A 22,740-nucleotide genomic window follows, 5' to 3' on the forward strand; every position below is an offset into this window, starting at 1 on the left:
ATAAGCCCTCTCCTTTATAAAATATTTGATCCAACCGCTTTTTCAACATTCTTGTTTATTCTGTCCATACCGATATTAAGCGTGCCCTGATTGCTCGGTATTAGAATAATAGCGGGTATTAACTCGTCATTGTATCTATTTATAGTTTCCGGTATCATGCTTGCTAATTGCTCAGTGATGTATATAACTCCATATTCATCTCTGGCAAGAGTGTCTACAAGCTTTCTAGTTTCGTTAGCTTCTATAGCTGTAAAAACTCTTACTCCCAAAGCCTTGAAAGCTAAAACCGAATCCTTATCTCCAATAACTGCAACTTTATACATAAATATCACGCAACCTTTCCCTTATAAACTCAGGAGAAAGCTTATTTAGTTTAGAGACCAGTATGATTCTTATATTCTTAATTTCAGTTTCCTTGGCAAATATATAGGCCAAGATTACTTCCGGTCCATAACTTATAAGTTTAGTATCTTTCATGAAATTTAATTGGTAGTCGTCCATAGCTTTTTCAAATTCGGATAATCTACCGGTTTGTTCATATGCTTGGAATCCTTTATACAGTGATTTACCAATATCTTTTAACTTAAGCTTTTGTACTATACTGTCTATTGGTTCAAAATAAATCGCTTTTAGCTGATTGACAGAAATATTTCCGCCCTCAACCAAAACTGCATCTGCAAAATTCAGATCTTTATCTTGTTTCTTCATTCTGAAAATCGCTTTAATATTGCTGAAATCTATATAGTCTTTAGCATATTTAATAAATCTCTCGGACTTCGTTTGATTTGCCATTTTTAGCATGGTTTCGTAAAAATGGAGGTCTACTACCAGCTCCACGTACTGAGGATCTGTTGTAGTTTCAAACATACTGACAATATCGGTAGCGATATTATCGTAATATCTGTCTATGCCTTTTCTATCTCCGGCATCAGCTTTAGATTCTATACGATTAATATCTATTTTTCCTATATCGATTAGAAGCTCATCGGATTCTCTACCTAAAATATGATCCTTAAAAAGCACTTTGAAGTTATGTGCATCGTATTTTAATGAAGCAAATTCTACTATCTCGGGATATGGAGAAATCTCCTTTACATCCCTGTATAGTTTCTTAATTTCATACCCCAATGCCTCTTCATAATCTTCAGGTCTTTCAAGCTTATTAAAGGAGTTTGCGTAAGCAGTCTCATTTAAAACTCTTAAGACTTCATCCATGTCTTTAGCTTCAACCATTCTGTTAAACTGGTCTTTAGTTAGGAGTTTTGATTCCAGAACTCTGATTCTGGTAGAGCTCTGAATAAAATCTTCTCTTTTCATAATCTTACTCCTTTCCATCGAATAGTATCTTAGCTATTTCTCCTTCTAAATCGAGTCGATTAAAGTCTACTAAATCATTGAAATTATGATTTATAATAGTTTTTCCTGCCTGTATCGCAAAACCTGACTCAACAGTTTCACTATCTGAGACTTTTAACTTCGAATCCTTAAAAAGACTCTCTCTCCCCTTTTGAGGAATAATTATTTCATCACCACTTAGCTCCGATAATTTTAATCTATCGTCTACAAATTTCTTATATTCATCATCGCTTAAATTCATAAGCTTTTCTTTTGACAATTCGAACACCTTGTCCATAACCCTTTGCTTTGCACTTAGCTGTTGATCTCTGGACTTTAAGGATGCTGTAGAGACAATCTTATCTTTAGCTGCAACAGCTTCCTGTTTTGCTCTTTCAAGTATTCTATCCTTGGTTCTGATAGCTTCATCAACTCTGGCCTTGATAATCTTTTCTATCTCAGCACCTGTATTGACTTTTATTTCAGCTACTTGCTTTTTTGCATCTTCCAGTATTTTTTGGGTAATGTTCTCTAGGTTTGACATAACATCACATCCTTAGTTTTCTAGAATTTCACCTGGTTGAGTAAAATAAATGACATAACGAATGCAAGAATAGCGTATGTCTCAACCATTACGGCATAAATAATACCCTTAGTTTGCTGTTCTTCATTCTTTGCTAGTATTTGCATACCTGCTACTGATACTTTACCCTGAGCAATAGCTGATAGTAATCCTACAAATCCAATTGGCATAGCAGCCATCATAATGTAAAGACCCTCTTGTAGAGATAATCCGGTATTTAGTCTAGTCATGATAATCAGTCCGATTACGAAACCGTAAAGTCCTTGTGTACCCGGTAATAGCTGTAGTACTAAGGATTTACCGAACTTTTCAGGTTCTTCAATAACAACTCCTGCAGCAGCTTCCCCTGCAATTCCTACCCCTTTAGCTGAGCCGATTCCTGAGAATAATACAGCAATTGCAGCTCCTAGCGTAGCAAAAACCAATCCGCCGTTTTCTACTAAAAATTTTCCAATTAAGTTCACTTCACCCATTAATAATTCCTCCTATATTCTTATTTAATATTAATGTATTTTGCATCATTTTTAAATAAATTAAACGCCTTGCCTCCACCTTCATAAAACTTACCGAAAAACTCTACATAAGTAAGTCTTGAAGTATGAACATATGCAGACAATAAACTTAAGAACGCATTGAACAGATGTCCAAAGACAAATACTACCAGTCCTATTGCAATTCCAATTATATTCTTAGGCAACATACCTATGATCATGTTTATTGCAACCGCTATAAATCCACCGGCAAGTCCCAATGCCATTAATCTTGAATACGATACAAAGTCACCTACATAAGATGAGATTCCATATAATTCATATAATCCTCCAACCAGTCTTCCGACAGGGCTCTTGGAATCTCTTGCACCGAATAATACTATACCGACCATTCCTATAATCATAACCCATTTTGCTATATTCCCAACGCTTGAAGGAACAGAAGGTACCATGCTTCCGATTAAAAATACAATTGCACCCATCAATGCCATATACCAGAATAATACATCATAAACAGCATCCATCGGTTTTCCATCTCTAATCTTCATATATGCCTGTATTGCCATCGCATAGAATAGATGAACTCCACCGAAAATTACAGAAATCATCAATAAGCGTATCGCTTCATTCTGCGTATCGATTAACTTAAACGGCAACGACATACCAAATGCCGAACCGTAAACGAGTCCCCATACTATCGTACTTATACTTAGGAAGAAGAAAAATCCTACGAATTTCCTAAGGTTAGGTTTGAGATTAAATGCCTTTAAAGCTATCGTCGTTCCAATAAGAACGAGCACACCATACCCTACATCTGCCACCATCATTCCGAAAAATACCCAGTAGAAAATCGCAAAGAAAGGAGTGGGATCGATTTCGTTGTACTTCGGTAATGCATACATCGTTGTAATCGACTCAAATACCTCATTGAACTTATTATTCTTTAATAAGATCGGAATATTCGGATCATCTCTTTCGGCTTCTTTAATCTCTACATAGTATCTGTTTCCCAGAGTGTCACTTAAAACTTTTTTAAAGTTTTCCACCATATCAGTAGGTACATACCCCTGTGTAATGTTGACATCGCTTAATCTGGCAAACTTTTCAGATGCAGTAAGCTTTAATCTCTGGTTCATCATGTACTCATATGCAAGTTCCAGTTTTCCCAAATGGACAGTATAATGATCCAGTTGTTTCTCTAAATCCACTTTTTCTTTATCCAGGTTCGAAATTGAATTTTCGTGTTTTGATATCTCTTCGCTGGCTTTTTTCTGTCCTTCGATATCAATTTTGTTAAAACCGTTTTTCCTCAAAGTTTCAATAGTAGCATTGTATTCGTCATTGACAGTCATGACCACTACATATTCAAATGCTTTATCTTGAGAAACTTCTTGTAAATGAGTATACTTCAATTTACTTAACTCAATTTTGGTCTCTTCCAATTGCTTTAATGGAATAGTCCCTGCAAAAATCTTTGTGTCTTCGCCATCAGAAATATCCGAGATTTCTACATCTAGGTCATTCCAAGGCATTAGGTCTTCTATCTGTTGCTTTAAATTATTCGTATCTTGAGTGATCTCATCCAGCCTATTAGTGACTTCCTTTAGCTTATAATATAGATTCTCGTACTCTATATTTTTAGCTTCCACTTTCAAGCTGTGGCAATGAATATGTTTTAAGTCCTTGTTTTAAGGCCTTCAACCCTTTTAGCTCACCCGCTCTAGGCTTTAATACATCAATCATCCAGCTAAGCTTTGAGACATCCTCTTGATTCTCTTGAATCGATCCTGGAATCTGTATCATATCAAGATCATTAGATTCGGATAATTCGCTGGTATCAGCAAAGTGAACATACTCAAATCTTTGTAGTTCATCTAGTAGAGACTTTCTGTCCTCTTCAAAAGCAAACAGATTAAAACTACTCATATTAACTATTGCCATCTGATTTCACTATCCTCTCTACTATAATGCTTGCAGCTTTTTCTAGTGCAGTGTCCGATATATTGTCCAGTTTTTCAGACATATCTTTGCCGCTATTTAGAAGAGGCATTGCTAGTTCTTCGCCTTCTTTTTCAGCTTCAGATTTTAGTTCCCTGGCTTCATTTACTGCTTTATCGTAAATGTTTCGGTACTCTTCTTCAGCTTTTTTTCTGGCAGCTTCTATTTGCTCATTTGCTTCGGCCTTTGCAGACATAATAAGCTGTTCAGCTTCCTGCTCTGCCTTCTTTACAAGCTTTATCGCATCCATAGACTTCACCTCCATAATTAATTTGCGCATTCATGAAACTTAAATAAAAAGATATCGATTTCACAAACAACCCATAACTTTGATAAATAGAGAAAAGGCAAACTCTCCCCTATTTTAAATCTATATCCATTATACATCCGTGCGAAGTAGTTTGCAAGTATGATTATATGAGTATCAAGGCAATTTATCAGGTTTTCCATAACTTAAGGTGTTAAAGTTAGAAAAACCAATGCTTTACTTGCCTTCTACTTCGCTTAATTAATAATGTATAATATTATAAAATGACTAAACTACTTCGTTCCGAATAGTCTGTCTCCTGCATCACCTAGACCCGGTAGTATATAACCATGATCATCTAGTTTCTCGTCAAGACCTGCAATATAAATATGAACATCAGGATGATCCTTCTCAATTACGGCAACTCCCTCAGGTGAAGCTATAATATTTACGAGTTTAATATTCTTGCATCCTCTGTTTTTCAAAAACTGTATTGCAGCAGTTGCTGATCCTCCCGTTGCAAGCATTGGATCAAGCAAAAAGATATCTCTTTCAGATATATCGGTAGGTAATTTACAGTAATACTCTACAGGACTTAAACTCTCAGGATCTCTGTAAAGACCGATATGACCAACTTTAGCAGCAGGCAGTATACTAAGCATACCGTCAACCATTCCAAGACCCGCCCTTAAAATCGGAACTAAACCAAGCTTTTTACCCTCTAATTTATAGCCCGTAGTTTTTTGAAGAGGTGTTTGAATTTCCATTTCCTTAAGCTCAAGATCTCTGGTTACTTCATATGCCATAAGCATGGATATCTCTTTAACCAGCTCTCTAAAATCCTTAGGTCCCGTTTCAACATCTCTTAAAAGAGTTAATTTGTGTTTAATTAGTGGATGAGTAAAAACTGTTACATTAGACATTGTATTCTCCTTTTTCAATCGCTGTTATTTTATTAATTCTATTTTGATGTCTTCCGCCGTCAAAAGAACTCTCTAGGAAATTATCTATAATATCTTTAGCAATTTCTATTCCAGTAATTCTTCCACCTAAGCAGATGATATTGGCGTCATTATGTTGTCTGGTCGCCCTGGCTGTAAAACTGTCAGTACAGTGTGCCGCTCTAATTCCCTCTACTTTATTACATGCAATACTTATGCCAACCCCGGTACCACATATGGCAATCCCAAGATCCACTTCTTTACCTAGAACCGCCGTGGTAAGCTTATAAGCATAATCCGGATAATCTACGGATTCCAGTGAATGAGTGCCATAGTCTATAATCTCTATTCCCTTAGCCTCAACATGCTTTTTTATTTGCTCCTTTAAATCATATCCACCGTGATCGGCGGCAATACCGAGTTTCATATTAGCTTCCCTCCAATTTTTTAACTAATTTAATTATCAGTTCTTTCAATTCATTTGCTGTTAATTCATATTCTTTTAAATCTCCGCCATACGGGTCTGCAACATCGCCCGCTTTACCGGTTGTAAACTCTTTCAAACTATATATATTATCGAGACCCAGTTCCGATTTTAATAATCTTGATTGATCCTCAGTCATTGTAAGAATAAGTTCATAATCATCCATACCAGACAAGCCTTTAGATACATGATTCGCAATATCTATTCCCATACTATCCATTACGGTAATGGCATTTTTGGCAGCTCCCGAAAAACTTGGAAATAGTCCCATCGAGCTTGCGGTATAGTCTTTGGCTATAGAATTAAAAATCCCCTCCGCCATCGGCGATCTGCAAGTATTTCCGGTACAGATAAAAGCTATTTTTTTCACTTTTCTATCACCCTGTCTCCGGCAGATTTTTTTAATCTATTCATAATGGCAAAACCAAGTCCAGTCTCTTCGACTCCTTCAGCCAGTATTATATCCACACCCATTCTATCGAAATCCCTCAGCTTGGAGAATAAAACTCTTGCCATTTCATCCAAATCGTAGATAGAACCAACATTTAGTATTACATCCCCATCATAAAGAGGCATATTTTCTGTAAAAGTCATTACTCCAACTTTTTTACCTTCCTGTTTAAACTTGGCTATGTCTTCTTGCATCCTTGTTATTAAATCCGGAAGCTTTACGCTATAAACTAAGAGTTCGGCCTTAGGTGCATAATGCCTATATTTTTGTCCGGGAGATCTCGGCGTTTCACCGTCTTTAACTAAGGACCAATCGTAGTTGATATTGGGAATAATACCGCTTATGGTATCATATCCATAGTATCCCGGTCTAAGTATCTTTGGATTTACATCTACTACATCTACTACAGTGGACTCGATTCCAATCTTACATCCTCCACCATCTAGTATCATATCGATTTTACCGTTCATATCCACAAATACATCTATGGCATTTGTCGGTGAAGGTTTACCACTAAGATTGGCGCTTGGTGCTGCAATTGGTGTCCCCGACAGTTTAATCAATGTCTTAGCTATCTCATTATCCGGCATTCTAATTGCGACTGTATCTCCCCCTGCCGTAATAATATCAGGTACAATCTCACTCTTTTTAAAGATTATAGTTAGTGGACCAGGCCACAATTTCTCCATCAACATCTTTGCATTGACGCTGATTTCACTTACAAGGGGCACTACTTCATCAATAGATGAAACATGTAATATCAATGGATTATCAGAAGGTCTACCCTTGACTTCAAATATCTTTTTGACCGCATCGGGATTGAGTCCATCAGCAGCCAGTCCGTATACTGTTTCGGTCGGCATAGCAACCAGTCCACCATTTTTTATAATCTCTGCTGCAGTTTCTAATTTTCTTTTATCATTTTCTAAATCTAAAATATCGACTACCTTAGTCTCCACATCCGTCTCCTTATTTAAATACTGCTCATATAGGCTATAACTTGGGTCCATATGGATTACAAGTTCAATACCCGTTTTGTTTAAGACTTTTCGCTCAATACCGTCGATGATATCGTGGATTTCCACTACGGAGATATCTATGGGTATTTCAACATGTACCGATGCTATAATCTTACCTCTTCCATAATTATGAATTATCAAATCATGATAACCCTTGATGTACTTACCCTTCTCAATCTCCTTAACAATAGATTCGATTTGTTCTTCATCAGGTTGCTCCCCAACCAGAATTGACACAGTGGATCTTGCAAAATCCAAACCCGTTTTAAAAACCAGAAATGAAATCAATAGCCCCGCAATTCCGTCGAGGTTTTTACCTGTCCACACAGAAATAATGCCTGCTAATAAAATACCGGTCGTGGCTACAACATCGTTCAAACTATCCTTAGCTACTCCGTCGTTTAGAGTAGAATTAAACCTCTTAGCAAGCTTTGTATTATAGAAATACATATATACTTTTGCAATATTTGAAAAAACCAAGACTCCTATTGCCAGTGCACTGAAATCATAAGCTTCGGGATGTCTAATTTTTGAAATGGAATTCTTGAAAAGTTCAAACCCTACGTACATAATAATCATAGACACAAAAAGCGATGCTATATACTCAAATCTTCCATGTCCTTGTGGGTGCTCCTTATCTGCCGGTTTTTTACTCGCCAAAGCTCCTATTATCGCAATAACAGAAGTAAGTGAATCGCTCAGGTTATTGAACGAGTCGGAAATTATAGAAATACTGTTGGTAATAAAACCTACCACCAGCTTTGAAGCAAATAAAATTAGGTTAAGAGCAAGCCCCAAAGATCCGGACAGAGATATATACTCCGACTGAACGATTGGGTCATCTGTATCCTTATATCTTTTTATAAATAATTTCGCTAAATAATCTATCAATTATATACCTCATTTTTGTCTTATATCATTAGAGAAAACTATTTATCTATAATAATCTCCTATATAAATTATATATTTAAACTTGAATAGATACAAGTATAATCGGCTTAATTATGGGAAATAATAATTATATAATAAAAATCATTTGTATTTATCCCTTAAATAAAAAATTGTATCCACCATCTTTAAAACACGGTAAATTCACATTTTAAAATCAGTAAAAAATCAGATTTAACTCAAATAAAAATAAAAGTTTCAAAAAGCGTGACGACTTTTGAAACTTTTACTCTTAACCACTATTCTGTTTTACTATTAAACCGCTTAATCCTTTTTCTAATTTCTTCAAAACTCATATCGAGCTTATCATTTACTATAAGTGATGCAATACCATGTGCAAAAACGAATTGTTCAAACTTTTTATTATCCTTTTTCTCTTCATTTAATAATTCAGTAAAAATGTCGTTTTTGCCATCCAGTTTTTTAGATTTACTATACAGCTCCTTGAAGTTTCCCAAAAACAGTAATGAAAATAAATTCCTCTCTTCATATGCAAATTTCACATATTCTGAGATGGCAGTCTCCATACTCATGCCCGAATTAAATCTGTCATTGAATTCTCTATGAGTTTTATTGTAAATGGCGATTTTCAAATCATCCATATTTTTAAAATAAGAGTATATAGGCTGTACCGAGCAGCCCAAGGATTTTGATACAACACCAGTGTTCACAGAGTCAATCCCAAATTCTCTGGTAATTTCAAATGCCTCGCTTAAAATCATCTCTCTTGTAATCTTTTGTCTTGGTATTTTACTCACCTCACTATTTGTCTTTAAACCTATCCATAAACCCATATTTGTTCATTCTGTCATAAAGTGCCATCTCGGCATTAATGAGTCTAAATTCTTCAGTACAGAATAATATAACTACAAGTCCAAGTGCAAAACCACTATTATACGTGTTCATCCATCCATGTATAACCGCCAGATTAGGCGTAATTATTCCATATATTAATCCTAAAACTATCGTCTGTCTTAATCCAAATTTTTCAGTAACCGGTGATATACCGCTTCCCACATAAGTCCCCATCATTGTAGGTCTAGCAGCTATTTTGGTCATAGCTCCGGTGAGAAATCCTCCGCCTGTAACAATGCCATTTACTCCTCCGATTAAAAATCCTCCACCTACCATACCAATGATAAAAGGATAGATATATCTTGGAATCAAACCAATTACTGAGAATGCAGACATGGTGAAAATACCCGCCCACATCTCGCCATGCATTTTTGCTCCGGGCATTATTAAAAAATAAAGCAATCCTATTAAACCCAGAAGACCAGCACTTGTTATTGCAACATAAAAACCATGCGATTTAACATAGTCTCTTTTGGGGTTCTCTTCGATTAAAAGCTTAAGTGAATACACCAGTCCGCCATGACCTATAACCCCTATAATAATTAAATATAAAAACAATAATACCATGCTTATTACAAGCGGCATGCTATATGATTGGTCGACAAAAGGAGGATTTTCATAAGGACCATGTCCAAGACCTATCCCTTTAAGTAGTGAATTCATCAGTATCGCCACTACTCCGGCTGTAAATCCTCCAACATACATTGATTTTCCTCTAATCAAAACCTTCATAAGTTTTGCAAAATAAGCTATTAGAATTCCGGTAATAAAACCTACGATAATACCGAAAATAATCGCAAATAAACTCCCATAACCTAAAAACTCGTTGTGAAAAGCCAGGACCGAAACTATGGGTCCTACTGCAGATGCATAACAGGCCATCGGTGAATGAACCGAAAGCTTGTCTTTAGTTAAAAACGCATAGAAGTAGACTCCTAAAGTCAGTGGCAGCATGTTGAAAATTGTCTTTCCAAAAAAAGAGTAACCGAATACCATCAGTATTCCCGATATCTCTCCGGAACCGATTCTCGTTCTGGTTAAGACAAATAATGCAAGACTGATTACAACTGCCAAGCCCGAATTCACAAATGCCGCACCTATTCCACCTATATAAAAAGCGTCTGTATCTACAAGACCATGATGTATTATTAAAGCCTTCAATCCGTTAAGAATTTCGGAAGGAGTTGAAAAGTAAAATCCTATGCCTATTGAAAATACCGCAAAGCCAAATAGCACAAAGTATTTTATCAGCTCTTCCCTTTCCAATCTATTATTAACTAAAAGCCTCATATTAACTTACTGCAGCCAGTTTCTTTGTCTGGTCTTCTGTAATAAGTGAGTCTATCATCTCCTGGATATCTCCATTTAAGAATGACTCGAGCTGATAAATGGTCATATTTATTCTGTGATCGGTTATTCTACCTTGAGGGAAATTATAAGTTCTAATCCTCTCGGATCTGTCACCTGTACCGACTTGAGATCTTCTATTCTCAGAGATTTCAGCATTTTGCTCTTCAAGCATCTTATCATAAAGTCTGGTTTTCAAAATCTTCATAGCCTTATCTTTATTCTTAAGCTGTGATTTTTCATCCTGACACGAAACTACGATACCCGTAGGTATATGTGTAATTCTAACAGCTGAGTCTGTAGTATTAACTGACTGTCCACCATTTCCAGAAGATCTGTAGACATCAACTCTTAGATCCGATTGATTTATTTCAACATCGACATCCTCTGCTTCAGGCAGTACTGCAACAGTTGCTGTTGAAGTATGGATTCTACCACTTGATTCAGTGGTTGGAACTCTTTGAACTCTATGCACTCCCGACTCGTATTTCAGCATCGAATAAGCACCTTTACCATTGATCATAAAGATGGCTTCTTTTACACCGCCAACTCCTTGATCACTAAAACTCATTACCTCGGTTTTCCAGCCTCTGGAATCAGCATACATTTGATACATCCTATACAGATCTCCTGCAAAGAGTCCGGCTTCGTCTCCACCTGCTCCTGCCCTGATCTCCACGATAACATTCTTATGATCATTAGGATCCTTCGGAAGTAGAAGGATTTTAATCTCCTCTTCCTGTACTTCTAGAGCCTTGGATCTTTCATCGATCTCTTCCTTTAATAGCTCTTTCATATCATCGTCAGACGCTTCATTTAGCATCTGCTTGTCCTCTTCGATAATCTTATCATTATCTATATATTCTCTTGCTATATCGATTATAGGTTGAAGATCGGAATGTTCCTTACAATACCTTTGCCAAGTAGGCATATCCTTCATAACTTCAGGATCTATTATCTTCTGTTCCAGTTCATTGAACCTCTTCTCAATAGCCAGTAACTTGTCTTTCATATTTGTTCACCCCTATTTTTGTATGAGAATAAAATAATGATACCATGTCCTAAAATATTACATATATCATTTATATTTACCTTAATTACTTTTAAAAAATCTCTCAAATTGTACTATCTCTTAATTGCCAAAATTAACAATTTATAAATAATATAACCTATTCCACCTGCAAGTATAAGCCAAATGGGACTTACTTTTAAGTAGATTACAAGCACCGCAACGATTAGCACAAATACGAATTGTATTAATTTAAAATTACTTTTCGTAGATAGTATTAGAACTGAGGATGCCAAGAGTGCTACCACCGCTGCTCTAATACCTTTAAACATGCTGTCGACAAACTTCAAATCTCTAAAACCCGCAAAAAATGCGGCTATAGCAAGCATTATTAGGAATGAAGGAAGTATTGCCGCTACAAGGCATACCAATGCTCCCATAAAACCTTTCAGTTTATATCCTATGAAAATACTCATGTTTGCAGCCATAACTCCGGGCGATGCTTGAGCCATGGCAATTACATCTAAAAAATCGTCATCCGTCAACCATTTTCTATTTGTCACAACTTCTTTTTCGATGATGGGTATCATTGCAACACCACCGCCAAATGTGAACATCCCTATTGATAAAAAAACCTTAAACATTTGAAATAACATTATAACATGTTCTCTTTCTCATTTAAATTCCATAAGCCAATAAACCAATAAGTGCCGCCACCCCGATTACTTTAATGGGATGCCATTTTCTAATATGTGCTAAATAAAAAGATATTAAAAGTATGATAGCTGTACCGCCATCTATTATACTACTCCCTACTACGGAAAGCAGTCCTGCCAATATAAGCCCGACTACAACCGGTTTGAGACCTGTAAAAAACCAGCCCATATACTTGTTACCGGCGAGTTTCTTAACAGCCAAGTAGAATATAGACATAACCACAAAGGACGGTAATGTAACTGCAATCGTCGCCACAAGTGAACCTAAAACGCCATGTATCTTAAAGCCTAAATAAGTAGCCAAGTTAATAGCAATCGGTCCCGGAGTCATTTGTGATACCGCAATTATATCCACCAGTTCAAGTTCAGTCATCCAGGAATTATTAATAAGCACCTCTTGTCTTATCATTGGAATCATTGCATAGCCTCCACCGAAACTAAATGCACCAATTTTTAGAAATGCGATAAATATATCTATATATTCACCCAAATAATCACCTCGATTGTACTATTCTAACCAGCTAATCTACCGACAACCACCCTATCAAGGCCATTGTAATCTTTTATCAATTCTATACCGGTGAAATTACTATTTTTCAGCAAATCTCTAACAGCTTCACCTTGATCAAAACCTATCTCAATTATAATGATACCCTTTTTGTTAAGATAATAAACTGCTTTATATATAATTTCACGAATAATATCCAATCCGTCATCACCCGAAAAAAGAGCGTTCTCCGGTTCATAGGATAGCTCTTTTTCAAGTTTATCTCGTTCATTTTCACTTATATAAGGCGGATTGCTGACGATCATATCAAATTTTAGACCTTCAACAGCCTCATATAAATCAGATTTTCTAAAATCAATACCACTGATATTATTCAAGCTCACATTCCTATTGGATAGGTCTATACACCGCTCAGATATATCTACTGCAATAATCTCAGCCACTGTGTGCTTTGCAAGTGATATTGCTATTATACCCGTTCCGGTTCCTATCTCCAGTATCTTCATACCGGGTTTAGTTAAAGCTATCGCTTTTTCTACGAGTATTTCCGTCTCCGGTCTTGGAATTAAAACTCCCTCTTCAACTTCGACTTCAATATCATAGAACCACCATTTGCCAAGTATATACTGAAGAGGTATATGCTTTTTTCTCTTCTCTATTAAGTCGAGCATCTTTTCAAGCTCATCCGGTTTTAATTCTCTATTTGGATTTAAAAGTAATTCTTCCCTCTTATATCCATAAAAATGATTTAGTGCTATCGTTAATTCATTTTTATCCCATAATTTGAAAAGATCAGAAATTACCATTTGTCCAACTCCGGATTTTCAGGTATTACTTCCTTTAAAGCCGTTATCGCAACCTCTATCATGTCATCAGTCGGCTCTTTAACTGTGGCAATCTTTTGAATGAAAAGTCCGGGGTAAACCAAAGCTCTGGCAATCGGATTATCAGATCTTCCCAGAACCTTATTAACCTCATATGAGATACCCACAATGAGCGGTAGTGCTGCCAATCTAGTCAGCATCCTGACCCATGGATTTGGCCATCCGAAAAAGGATAGTACAACTATGGATATCAGCATCACGGAGAACAAAAAACTCGTACCGCATCTTGGATGAAGTCTAGGCTGAACTCTAACATTCTCAACTGTCAAATCAAGTCCTTTTTCATAACAGAATATGGACTTATGTTCTGCGCCATGGTACATAAACACCCTTTTCATATCTTCCATTAGTGATACAACTGAAATATATGTTAGGAATATGGCGATTCTTATCAATCCCTCTATTAGATTTAAGGCAACTGAATTTTTTATATAATTTTTGAATAGCGAAGTAACTGTTGTAGGTATGAAGAAGAACAGAACTAAAGCTACAACCACGGATAGAACCAGTGCAAAGACTTCCATGACCCTGTCCGTCTTGTCCTTAAAGATTCTCTCCATAAGTCCATCGCCCTTTTTTTCATTAGACTCGTCTTCTTCCTCTTCATAAAAGGATGCCGAATACATCAGTGCATCTGTGCCGATTCTCATCGCATCAACCAGACCAACCATTCCTCTTATAAAGGGAAGTTTTCCTATTTTTAATGAGATGCTTTTAGTTTTATCTACTTTAAGCTCAATTTCGCCATTCGGTTTTCTAACGGCAATTGAAGTTAAAATGGGACCTCTCATCATAATCCCTTCTATCAGAGCTTGTCCTCCGATACTAGTCTTTCTTTTTATTGTATTGTCTGTCATAATTCTCCATTATCCTTATAACAAAATAAAGGTTAGTGAAATCCACTAACCTTTTTTAGACCTAAGAAATTAATCTCTATTATATTTCTTCTTAAATCTCTCTACTCTACCACCACGCTCAACAAATTTCTGTCTTCCAGTGTAGAATGGATGACATTCTGAGCAAATCTCTACTTTTAGGTTTTCTTTAGTGGATCCTGTAGTAAATGTATTTCCACAAGCACAAGTAACTGTTGCTTCGTGATATTCAGGATGAATTCCGTCTTTCATTATTTTCACCTCTTTTAAAACAAAATAATTCTTACTAACTACTGAATTATAACACGAGTTGACATCTATTGCAAGATTTTTTATAAACTTATTTTAAAGTATTTAATATTTTTTCCTGCTCTTTATTTATACCCAATAAACCCTTGCCTTAAATATTTATCTATCGGCTTAAAACTCATTAAAGTATTCACATCACATGCATAAGTGCATGTGAATGCAGCAATTACACGTATTACTCTTAATCAAAATTTAAACCATATTATCTTATATTGCAAAGATTTTCCAAAATTAAATCACTCACGGAAGAAGGTCCTCCAATTACAGTTATATCTTTTATACCCGTATCAGTTAAATAGGATTTCACTACTCCCGGCAGTTCAGTCTTAGAACTTAACAGAATAGCCCCACTATTCTTACCTGCTAAAGGACCTGCTGTAAGTGCATCTACAAAATTGCTGCCGTCCGTAATAAAAGCAGATTTGATATCTGTAAGTCCTGATTTTGCAATGCTGACAGATGTATCGTATCTATCCTTGCCATAGAATCTTGTAACCTGCACGCCAAGAGATTTAAGCTCTTCTTCAACCTCATTTGAAACCGTATTAGGTCCTCCGGCAATTACAATTCTATCTATACCCCAATCCATAATTGACTGTTTTACAAAAGTATCGATTCTATCTCTTCCTATTAATAATATTGGAGACTTTTGACTTATTGCAATAGGCGTTAGCGCAAGAGCATCAGGATAGTTTTCACCACTGGCTATACAAATGGTATTGGATTTGTAACTATCCCTTAAAACTGTAGCGATTTCTACCGAGGTTTGATATCTGTTTGTACCGGATATCCTTTTTACATTATATCCATTTTGAGTGAGTTTCTCGGAGACTCCCATGCTTATGCTGTTTTCTCCTCCAAGTAGAAGTACATTGCTTGGATTTAATCTTTTTATCTCTGATAGTATATCATCCGGCAAATTATCTTTACCTGTAATCAAGATAGGCGAATTTAATATACTTGCAAGCGGCGCTCCTGCAAGTGCATCAGGATAATTGTGTGCATTTGCAAGAATTACCGTATCTGCGGAATCGGCGTATGTTCTACTGATGGCAGTTGCAGTTTTAAATCTGTCAGAACCAAATACTCTCTCAACTCTGCATATCTCAGGTTTTTCCGTCCTGCTTCCATATAATACCGATATATCATCGAAGAACAAGCTGCCCTTCGTATTATTGTATGCACTATCCGGTTCACATACCATTCTGATTCCCCAAACCAGTTCATAAGGATGTTTTGAGCTTGAAGGTATAGGTATCTCCACATACTTCCATCCCGTCCAGTCGATATACACTTCTCCAATATAATCTAGAGGCTTAAGCTGCATTCTGAGCCACATTCCACTGCCATTTCCATAAACCCAAGTACCGATCGCAGTCGGATAACCCTCAAGCTTTCCATATCCATTACTTGGACCGACTTCTATCGCAACCACTCCTGTAGCAGGTCTTGTCTCAAAATCGTAATCTATGCGCAGAGACCCTTCACCCGATTTGATATACTCAGGATTTGTATTAATAGAAGCAGATGCACTGCCGCCCCTTCTTCCATTGTCATTGAAAAATCTCCACTGCCAATTATCTTTAGCCAGTTCCCTATCAAATGAGTTTAAAAGAACAGGCTCCTTACCTATTTCAACAGGTATATCTACGCTAAGGTTTCCATAACTCACTTTGATGCTTCCCTTTGCTTTACCACTGCCTGCAGTAAATACTCCGGTTGATGAAATACTGCCTATATCTGCATTATCTACTCCGTAAGTGAGAAGTGAAGCCGGTATCAGAATTCTCCTATTTCCGGCTATTCCATAGATTTCAAGCTTTTCCACTTCATTTAAAGCAAAATTCAGCACCGGTTTTGAAGCTTCTATCCCGGTTATAGTACCGTCTACTTTTATATTGTACCTGGTACTGATTCCGCTTGGGTTATGTTTTATTGTAACAGTCCCCGTTCCATTCACGAGCCCTGCAGTAAATTTCCCGCTTGCATCCACACTTCCTATATTTCCTTCTACTGAGTAGCTTAAATCATCAGCACTTATCGCCACAGGATTATAGGAATTGTCTGTAGCCTTAGTGACCAGATTTATAGACTCTCCAAGAAAGACAACCGAACTATTTGAAAAACCGTCCCCATATACATGAAGTTTCTGAGCGCTGTTCCCATTCTGACGTGGTCTTACAAATAGCAGGGCATTACTATTAGATCTCTCCCTACCATCTGAAGGTTTATTTAAAAGAGTTGCATTTTCGTCTCCCGGCAGTGTTACATAAATAGTAGATGAGCCGCCACCATCAAAATTGTAAAGATTCGGATATGATTTACTCTTGGCATAATCCACCATATGTGAAAACCTCATACCTATGGCATGCCCCGCTCTCCTACCGTCACTTAGCATAAACTCAGTATTTTCATTGGAAGCGGTCAGCAAACCGGTTCTGGGATGAATATCAGAGGTATTGTAGTAAGTCTGGTTGTGCTGACCGTTTTCCATAAGGGTCATATAAATACCTATGGCCGATTTAACATTTGCCCAGTTTACATCTTGTGATTTATTCACAGCTGATATGCTCACATTCTGTCCCGGCTTTAATTGTGATATATTTTTAAAATTAGCCGATTTACTGCCTGCAGAGAGTACAAACTGACCTTTTCCAATTTTAGTCTGCTGCGTGCCTTGTACATTATTGACACTTACGACAGTCGTCTGTACTGTAGACCCAATCACAATTCCCGTATCAGATTCAGAATTTGCTTTTAAAACAACTTCGACTCCGGCTGCTTTTGATTTTGTGGAATCGCTAAAACGATCTGTTTGCAAGTAGACAGCTGTATCATTCGACTTTCTGTCTCTATTTAAATATGTCACAGATATATTCTTGTCTCCAGCCTTTGCCACTATGTCAAAATCAGCAGTTCCCGTTACTACTTTTCTGTCATGAGTATAGCCGAGCGCTTTTTTATATGCCGGTGAATAATGATGAAGTATTCCGGCATCAATCATAATCCCCTTTGGCACTCCTGTTGAAGTGTCGTAACTGTCACCATTAATCGCAAAAATAACTCTGTAACCACTCTCTTCAGCTGACCTTACAAGAGACGAAAGTCTGTCTCCACCATATATATAAGGACCAAAACTCGAAATAACTTCTAAATCATTGGTAGAATAATTGGTATCTATCAGATGAGTTTTTTGTATTCCTACATTATTATTTGAATTGATATAGGTCCAGTTTACACCGGGATATATCTCCCTAATAAAAGCATCCCTAACTTTTCCAATACCGGTTATTGAAGTGCCCGGAAGTATTTCGGATGCATGTGATGAAACGCTTAAAATACTAAGACAAAATAATAGAGCTATTAATTTCCCTATATATGTAAATCTAATTTTTTTCAAAGATATTCCTCCCAATACAATAATTTGCAGTATCTAATTATCTATTTTATCATATAGTAATTGTATACTACAAATTCAGACCCTTGGACCGAAAGATAGTTCTAAAAACTTAGATGTACTAGTAAAAAAATCCAATCAATTATAAAAATACCCGGCAATTAATTGCCGGATACTATTTTAAAAACTTATTCTATTATCGTTTACTATGCTTACAAAATTCTGGTTTGATTTTGTTTTAGCAAGTGTATTTATTATTGTTTCTGCTATGTCGTAATTGGTAGAATTCGAGAGCGCTCTTCTAATCTTTCTCATCGCTTCTAATTCATCTGCCGATTGAAGCAGTTCTTCTCTTCTCGTGCCCGATTTGTAGATATCAATTGCCGGGAAGATTCTAACATTGGATAATTCTCTATCCAGATGAATCTCCATATTGCCCGTTCCTTTAAATTCTTCGTAGATAACATCATCCATTCTGGAACCGGTATCTATGAGGGCAGTTGCTAAGATTGTAAGAGAACCGTTGTTTTCAATCTTTCTCGCAGCTCCAAAGAATCTCTTCGGTTTGTGTAGCGCCATCGGATCAAGTCCGCCTGACAGAGTTCTGCCGGATGCAGGTGATGTAATATTGTAAGCCCTTGTAAGTCTTGTAATACTGTCTAGAAGTATCATTACATCCTTGCCATGTTCAACGAGTCTTTTGGCTCTTTCAAGCACTATTTCAGAAACTCTTACATGATTTATCGGTAGTTCATCAAAAGTAGAGGCTACTATCTCGACTTTTTCACCAATTACAGACCTCTCCATATCAGTTACTTCTTCGGGTCTTTCGTCTATAAGTAATACTATGACATACATTTCAGGATATTGTTTTACAACTGAGTTTGCAATCTGCTTGATTAGAGTCGTCTTTCCTACTTTAGGTGGAGAAACGATTAAACCTCTCTGTCCTTTACCGATTGGTGAGATTAAATCTATCAATCTCGTAGAGAGTTGAGCAGATCCACCTTCTAGAATTATCTTTTCTATGGGATAAATAGGTGTTAGATCTTCAAATTGAGCTCTATTTCTTGCAAATTCAGGAGAGTCACCATTAACGGTTTTTACATATATTAATGGTCCAAACTTCTCCGATTCCTTCTTTTCTCTGGTAAATCCTTCTACATAATCTCCTGTTTTGAGTCTAAATCTTCTGACTTGCATTGGAGAAACGTAGATATCATCATCGCCGGAATCGAAATTGTCCGATCTTAAGAATCCGTAACCGTCTGAATGAAGATCCAGCACTCCCGAGACAGGGAGTCTGTTTTTATCTCCTTGCGACGTAGATTCACCCGTGTCTATTGCAGTTTCAGATTCTTCCGATTCATCTACAACTATCTCAGGTGCAACTTCATCATTTTGTTTGCTGTTTTCAGCAGTTTGTTCGATAATGGCTTCGATTAATTCATTTTTTCTATATCTGGTTATACCGGGTACCCCGAGAGCTTTTGCAATTACTCTTAAATCATCCAGTTTTTTATCCGCTAATACTTCTTCGTTAATTAACATAAATCACCCTATAATCTTATTATGGGAATCATATTTTGTCTTTCAGCATACTCAGGTTTTCTCGCAACCTTGTGAATAGCATTAATAAATCTAATAGTTCCTGTTTCTGCTCTCATTACCACTGAATGAGTTTTCACTTGACCTTTTGACACTTGCATGACTCCTCTTAGGAAGTCACCGTCTGTAACACCTGTAGCTGCAAACATACAGTCCTCACCTTTTACAAGGTCGTCCATTTCCCAAATTCTGTCAACTATTTCTATCCCCATTGCTCTACATCTTTGAACTTGTTCTTCGTTTTCCGGAACGAGTTTTCCTTGGAATACTCCACCCATAGCCTTAAGTGCAGCTGCAGCAATAACTCCTTCAGGGGCTCCTCCAATACCAAGCATCATATCGACACCTGCTTGTGGGAAGCAAGTAGAAATCGCAGTAGCAATATCGCCGGCACCGAACAGTTTTATTCTGGCACCGGTTTCTCTGATTCTATTTATCAACTCAGCATGTCTGGGTCTGTTAAGCACTGATACTATAAGCTCTGTAACGTCTTTATTAAGCGCTTTCGCAAGCCTTCTTATATTCATTTCAACCGGTAGGTCAATATGAACAGCATCTATTGCATCAGGTCCGGCAGCCAATTTATCCATATACATATCAGGTGCATGAAGAAGAGTTCCTCTAGGTGCAGCAGCAATAACAGCAATCGCATTATTAGCTCCATTTGCAACCAACTCAGTACCGTCAACCGGGTCAACTGCAATGTCGACTTTCGGACTATTCGCTTCCGCTCTACCGACATGTTCTCCTATATATAACATTGGAGCTTCGTCCATTTCTCCTTCACCGATAACGACAATACCGTCCATGTCAAGATCTTCAAGCATGGATCTCATTCCATCTACTGCAGCTTGGTCAGCCGCAATTTTATCTCCTCTACCAAGGTGTTTAGATGCCAGTATTGCAGCAGCTTCAGTTACCCTGACTAAGTTTAAAGGTAAATTTCTATCCATATTTTCCTCCTCATTGTATGTAAGGATACTTTCGTATCCTTTTGAGTCTTTCTGAGATTCACCAAATCCTAAATTTAGCTTTGGTGTTGTTTTTTATATTTTTTAGATGATTTTCGTAATGCGCCAAATCATTATTAAATATCAGTTTAATTTAGAACTACTTTACGCCTTCCCAATCTTTAAGGAATCTTTCAATTCCGATATCAGTAAGCGGATGCTTAAGCATTTGTTCAAATACCTTGTAAGGTATTGTCGCTATATCAGCACCTGTTTCTGCAATTTGCGTTACATGAAGAGGATGTCTTACTGATGCTGCTATAATCTCAGTTTCAATTCCGTAATTATAGAAAATCTCGGCTATTTGCGCTACCAATTCCATTCCATCAGTACCGATATCATCTACTCTGCCTAGGAAAGGACTTACATAAGTAGCACCGGCTTTTGCTGCAAGAAGTGCTTGATTGGTAGAGAAGATAAGAGTAACATTTGTCTTTATACCTTCTGATGTAAGCACGCTGCACGCTTTCAATCCCTCTTTAGTCATTGGAAGCTTGATAACAATATTCTCGTGTATCTTGGCAAGTTCTCTAGCTTCTTCAAGCATACCTTCCGCTTCTACAGAAATAACTTCCGCAGAGATAGGTCCATCCACTATACTCGAAATCTCTTTAATTACTTCCTCGAATACTCTGCCTTCCTTAGCAATAAGTGAAGGGTTTGTAGTTACTCCATCCAAAATACCCCATGAAGCAACTTCTTTAATTTCATCTATATTTGCAGTATCAATAAAAAATTTCATATATTCTCCTCTATGCTTTATTTATAGATCCGAAGATCTCCATTTTTTCTTTTACTACTTCTTTGATTGCAGCAGTTCCCGGTGCAAGTAGTTTTCTAGGGTCAAACCCCTTACCTTCTCTATCTTTACCTGCTTCAATATACTCTCTGGTAGCAGCCGCAAATGCCAATTGACATTCAGTATTTACATTTATCTTGGATACTCCAAGTGAGATAGATTCCTTAATCATCTCTTCAGAAATACCGGTTCCACCATGTAGTACTAATGGCATATCTCCGATTTGCTCTTGAATTTTTGCAAGTGCATCGAAGTCCAATCCCTTCCAGTTTTCCGGGTATTGACCGTGAATATTTCCAATACCTGCCGCTAGAAAATCTATGCCCAGTTCGGAAATTCTCTTACATTCCATTGGATCTGCAATTTCACCGGATCCTACAACACCATCTTCCTCTCCACCGATTGCGCCTACCTCTGCTTCAACGGAGATTCCTTTAGAATGTGCCAACTCGACAATTTCCTTGGTTTTTTCAACATTCTCATCTATTGGATAATGAGATCCGTCAAACATTACTGAAGTAAATCCGGCTTCGATTGCTTTTTTAGCTCCATCGTAAGAACCGTGATCAAGATGGATTGCAACCGGTACAGTAATATTTAATTCTTCAACCATTCCTTTAACCATGCCGACAACTGTTTTGAATCCACCCATGTACTTTCCGGCGCCTTCTGAAACACCTAGGATAACAGGGGATTTCATCTCTTCTGCAGTCTCAAGAACCGCTTTGGTCCACTCCAGGTTATTAATGTTGAAATGTCCAATTGCATACTTGCCTTTTAATGCGTCCTTTAACATTTTTTCAGCTGATACTAACATCTAATTACCTCCTAATATATTTAATTAATTAATGTTCTACGGAAAAACATAAGCTACTTAGCTCTAATGAAATAATACAAACGAAATAATCGAACTAAGCTAACGTATT

Annotated in this window: 24 protein-coding genes; all 24 read right to left on the reverse strand. The window is 37.0% G+C overall.

Annotated features, from left to right (window positions below):
* Window positions 1–14: 14 nt before the first annotated feature.
* Complete coding sequence (locus VZL98_08850; GenBank protein WVH62803.1) at window positions 15–323, reverse strand: V-type ATP synthase subunit F; 309 nt, start codon at window positions 321–323, stop codon at window positions 15–17.
* Window positions 316–1,317, reverse strand: a complete 1,002-nt coding sequence (locus VZL98_08855) for a V-type ATP synthase subunit C (GenBank protein ID WVH62804.1) — start codon at window positions 1,315–1,317, stop codon at window positions 316–318. Before VZL98_08855 ends, VZL98_08850 begins: the two co-directional genes overlap by 8 nt.
* Before the next feature lie 4 nt (window positions 1,318–1,321).
* Window positions 1,322–1,879 carry a V-type ATP synthase subunit E gene (locus VZL98_08860; GenBank protein ID WVH62805.1) on the reverse strand — a complete coding sequence of 186 codons (558 nt, stop codon included), beginning with the start codon at window positions 1,877–1,879 and terminating at the stop codon, window positions 1,322–1,324.
* A gap of 20 nt (window positions 1,880–1,899) precedes the next feature.
* A complete protein-coding gene (locus tag VZL98_08865; protein ID WVH64554.1) occupies window positions 1,900–2,373 on the reverse strand; it encodes a V-type ATP synthase subunit K in 474 nt (157 codons plus the stop codon).
* A 38-nt stretch (window positions 2,374–2,411) separates the two neighbouring features.
* Window positions 2,412–4,058, reverse strand: coding sequence for a V-type ATP synthase subunit I (locus tag VZL98_08870; protein ID WVH62806.1), 1,647 nt, complete (start codon window positions 4,056–4,058; stop codon window positions 2,412–2,414).
* Window positions 4,048–4,350, reverse strand: coding sequence for a hypothetical protein (locus VZL98_08875; GenBank protein ID WVH62807.1), 303 nt, complete (start codon window positions 4,348–4,350; stop codon window positions 4,048–4,050). The genes VZL98_08870 and VZL98_08875 overlap by 11 nt, the downstream gene beginning before the upstream one ends.
* Entirely contained in the window at window positions 4,337–4,657 is a 321-nt protein-coding gene (locus tag VZL98_08880) for a hypothetical protein (GenBank protein WVH62808.1), read from the reverse strand. Before VZL98_08880 ends, VZL98_08875 begins: the two co-directional genes overlap by 14 nt.
* A gap of 290 nt (window positions 4,658–4,947) precedes the next feature.
* Entirely contained in the window at window positions 4,948–5,577 is a 630-nt protein-coding gene (upp, locus tag VZL98_08885; protein WVH62809.1) for a uracil phosphoribosyltransferase, read from the reverse strand.
* Window positions 5,570–6,022, reverse strand: coding sequence for a ribose 5-phosphate isomerase B (gene rpiB / locus VZL98_08890; GenBank protein WVH62810.1), 453 nt, complete (start codon window positions 6,020–6,022; stop codon window positions 5,570–5,572). The genes upp and rpiB overlap by 8 nt, the downstream gene beginning before the upstream one ends.
* 1 nt (window position 6,023) lies before the next feature.
* Window positions 6,024–6,449: a low molecular weight protein arginine phosphatase gene (locus tag VZL98_08895; protein ID WVH62811.1), complete on the reverse strand. Its 426-nt coding sequence runs from the start codon at window positions 6,447–6,449 to the stop codon at window positions 6,024–6,026.
* Entirely contained in the window at window positions 6,446–8,440 is a 1,995-nt protein-coding gene (locus VZL98_08900) for an L-threonylcarbamoyladenylate synthase (protein WVH62812.1), read from the reverse strand. The genes VZL98_08895 and VZL98_08900 overlap by 4 nt, the downstream gene beginning before the upstream one ends.
* Window positions 8,441–8,736: 296 nt before the next feature.
* Window positions 8,737–9,291 (reverse strand): TetR/AcrR family transcriptional regulator, encoded by a 555-nt coding sequence (locus VZL98_08905; GenBank protein ID WVH62813.1) that lies wholly within the window; start codon window positions 9,289–9,291, stop codon window positions 8,737–8,739.
* Window positions 9,260–10,642 carry a DUF1576 domain-containing protein gene (locus VZL98_08910; protein WVH62814.1) on the reverse strand — a complete coding sequence of 461 codons (1,383 nt, stop codon included), beginning with the start codon at window positions 10,640–10,642 and terminating at the stop codon, window positions 9,260–9,262. The genes VZL98_08905 and VZL98_08910 overlap by 32 nt, the downstream gene beginning before the upstream one ends.
* Before the next feature lies 1 nt (window position 10,643).
* Window positions 10,644–11,711 carry a peptide chain release factor 1 gene (prfA, locus tag VZL98_08915; protein ID WVH62815.1) on the reverse strand — a complete coding sequence of 356 codons (1,068 nt, stop codon included), beginning with the start codon at window positions 11,709–11,711 and terminating at the stop codon, window positions 10,644–10,646.
* A gap of 113 nt (window positions 11,712–11,824) precedes the next feature.
* Complete coding sequence (locus VZL98_08920; protein WVH62816.1) at window positions 11,825–12,352, reverse strand: chromate transporter; 528 nt, start codon at window positions 12,350–12,352, stop codon at window positions 11,825–11,827.
* A gap of 34 nt (window positions 12,353–12,386) precedes the next feature.
* On the reverse strand, window positions 12,387–12,914 hold the full coding sequence (locus VZL98_08925; protein ID WVH62817.1) for a chromate transporter: 528 nt from the start codon (window positions 12,912–12,914) through the stop codon (window positions 12,387–12,389).
* A 23-nt stretch (window positions 12,915–12,937) separates the two neighbouring features.
* On the reverse strand, window positions 12,938–13,738 hold the full coding sequence (gene prmC, locus VZL98_08930) for a peptide chain release factor N(5)-glutamine methyltransferase (GenBank protein ID WVH62818.1): 801 nt from the start codon (window positions 13,736–13,738) through the stop codon (window positions 12,938–12,940).
* On the reverse strand, window positions 13,732–14,673 hold the full coding sequence (locus VZL98_08935) for a DUF1385 domain-containing protein (protein WVH62819.1): 942 nt from the start codon (window positions 14,671–14,673) through the stop codon (window positions 13,732–13,734). Before VZL98_08935 ends, prmC begins: the two co-directional genes overlap by 7 nt.
* Window positions 14,674–14,742: 69 nt before the next feature.
* Window positions 14,743–14,943 (reverse strand): 50S ribosomal protein L31, encoded by a 201-nt coding sequence (gene rpmE, locus VZL98_08940; protein ID WVH62820.1) that lies wholly within the window; start codon window positions 14,941–14,943, stop codon window positions 14,743–14,745.
* A gap of 259 nt (window positions 14,944–15,202) precedes the next feature.
* The gene (locus VZL98_08945) at window positions 15,203–18,400 is read right to left on the reverse strand and encodes a cell wall-binding repeat-containing protein (GenBank protein ID WVH62821.1); all 3,198 of its coding nucleotides are present in this window, start codon (window positions 18,398–18,400) and stop codon (window positions 15,203–15,205) included.
* Window positions 18,401–18,577: 177 nt separating this feature from the next.
* Entirely contained in the window at window positions 18,578–19,942 is a 1,365-nt protein-coding gene (rho, locus tag VZL98_08950; GenBank protein ID WVH64555.1) for a transcription termination factor Rho, read from the reverse strand.
* 14 nt (window positions 19,943–19,956) lie between these two features.
* On the reverse strand, window positions 19,957–20,958 hold the full coding sequence (glpX, locus tag VZL98_08955; GenBank protein WVH62822.1) for a class II fructose-bisphosphatase: 1,002 nt from the start codon (window positions 20,956–20,958) through the stop codon (window positions 19,957–19,959).
* 157 nt (window positions 20,959–21,115) lie between these two features.
* On the reverse strand, window positions 21,116–21,757 hold the full coding sequence (fsa, locus tag VZL98_08960; protein ID WVH62823.1) for a fructose-6-phosphate aldolase: 642 nt from the start codon (window positions 21,755–21,757) through the stop codon (window positions 21,116–21,118).
* 10 nt (window positions 21,758–21,767) lie between these two features.
* Complete coding sequence (gene fba, locus VZL98_08965) at window positions 21,768–22,631, reverse strand: class II fructose-1,6-bisphosphate aldolase (GenBank protein ID WVH62824.1); 864 nt, start codon at window positions 22,629–22,631, stop codon at window positions 21,768–21,770.
* Window positions 22,632–22,740 lie beyond the last annotated feature (109 nt).

It is taken from the genome of Peptoniphilaceae bacterium AMB_02, assembly GCA_036321625.1.
Classification (GTDB): domain Bacteria; phylum Bacillota; class Clostridia; order Tissierellales; family Peptoniphilaceae; genus Microaceticoccus; species Microaceticoccus formicicus.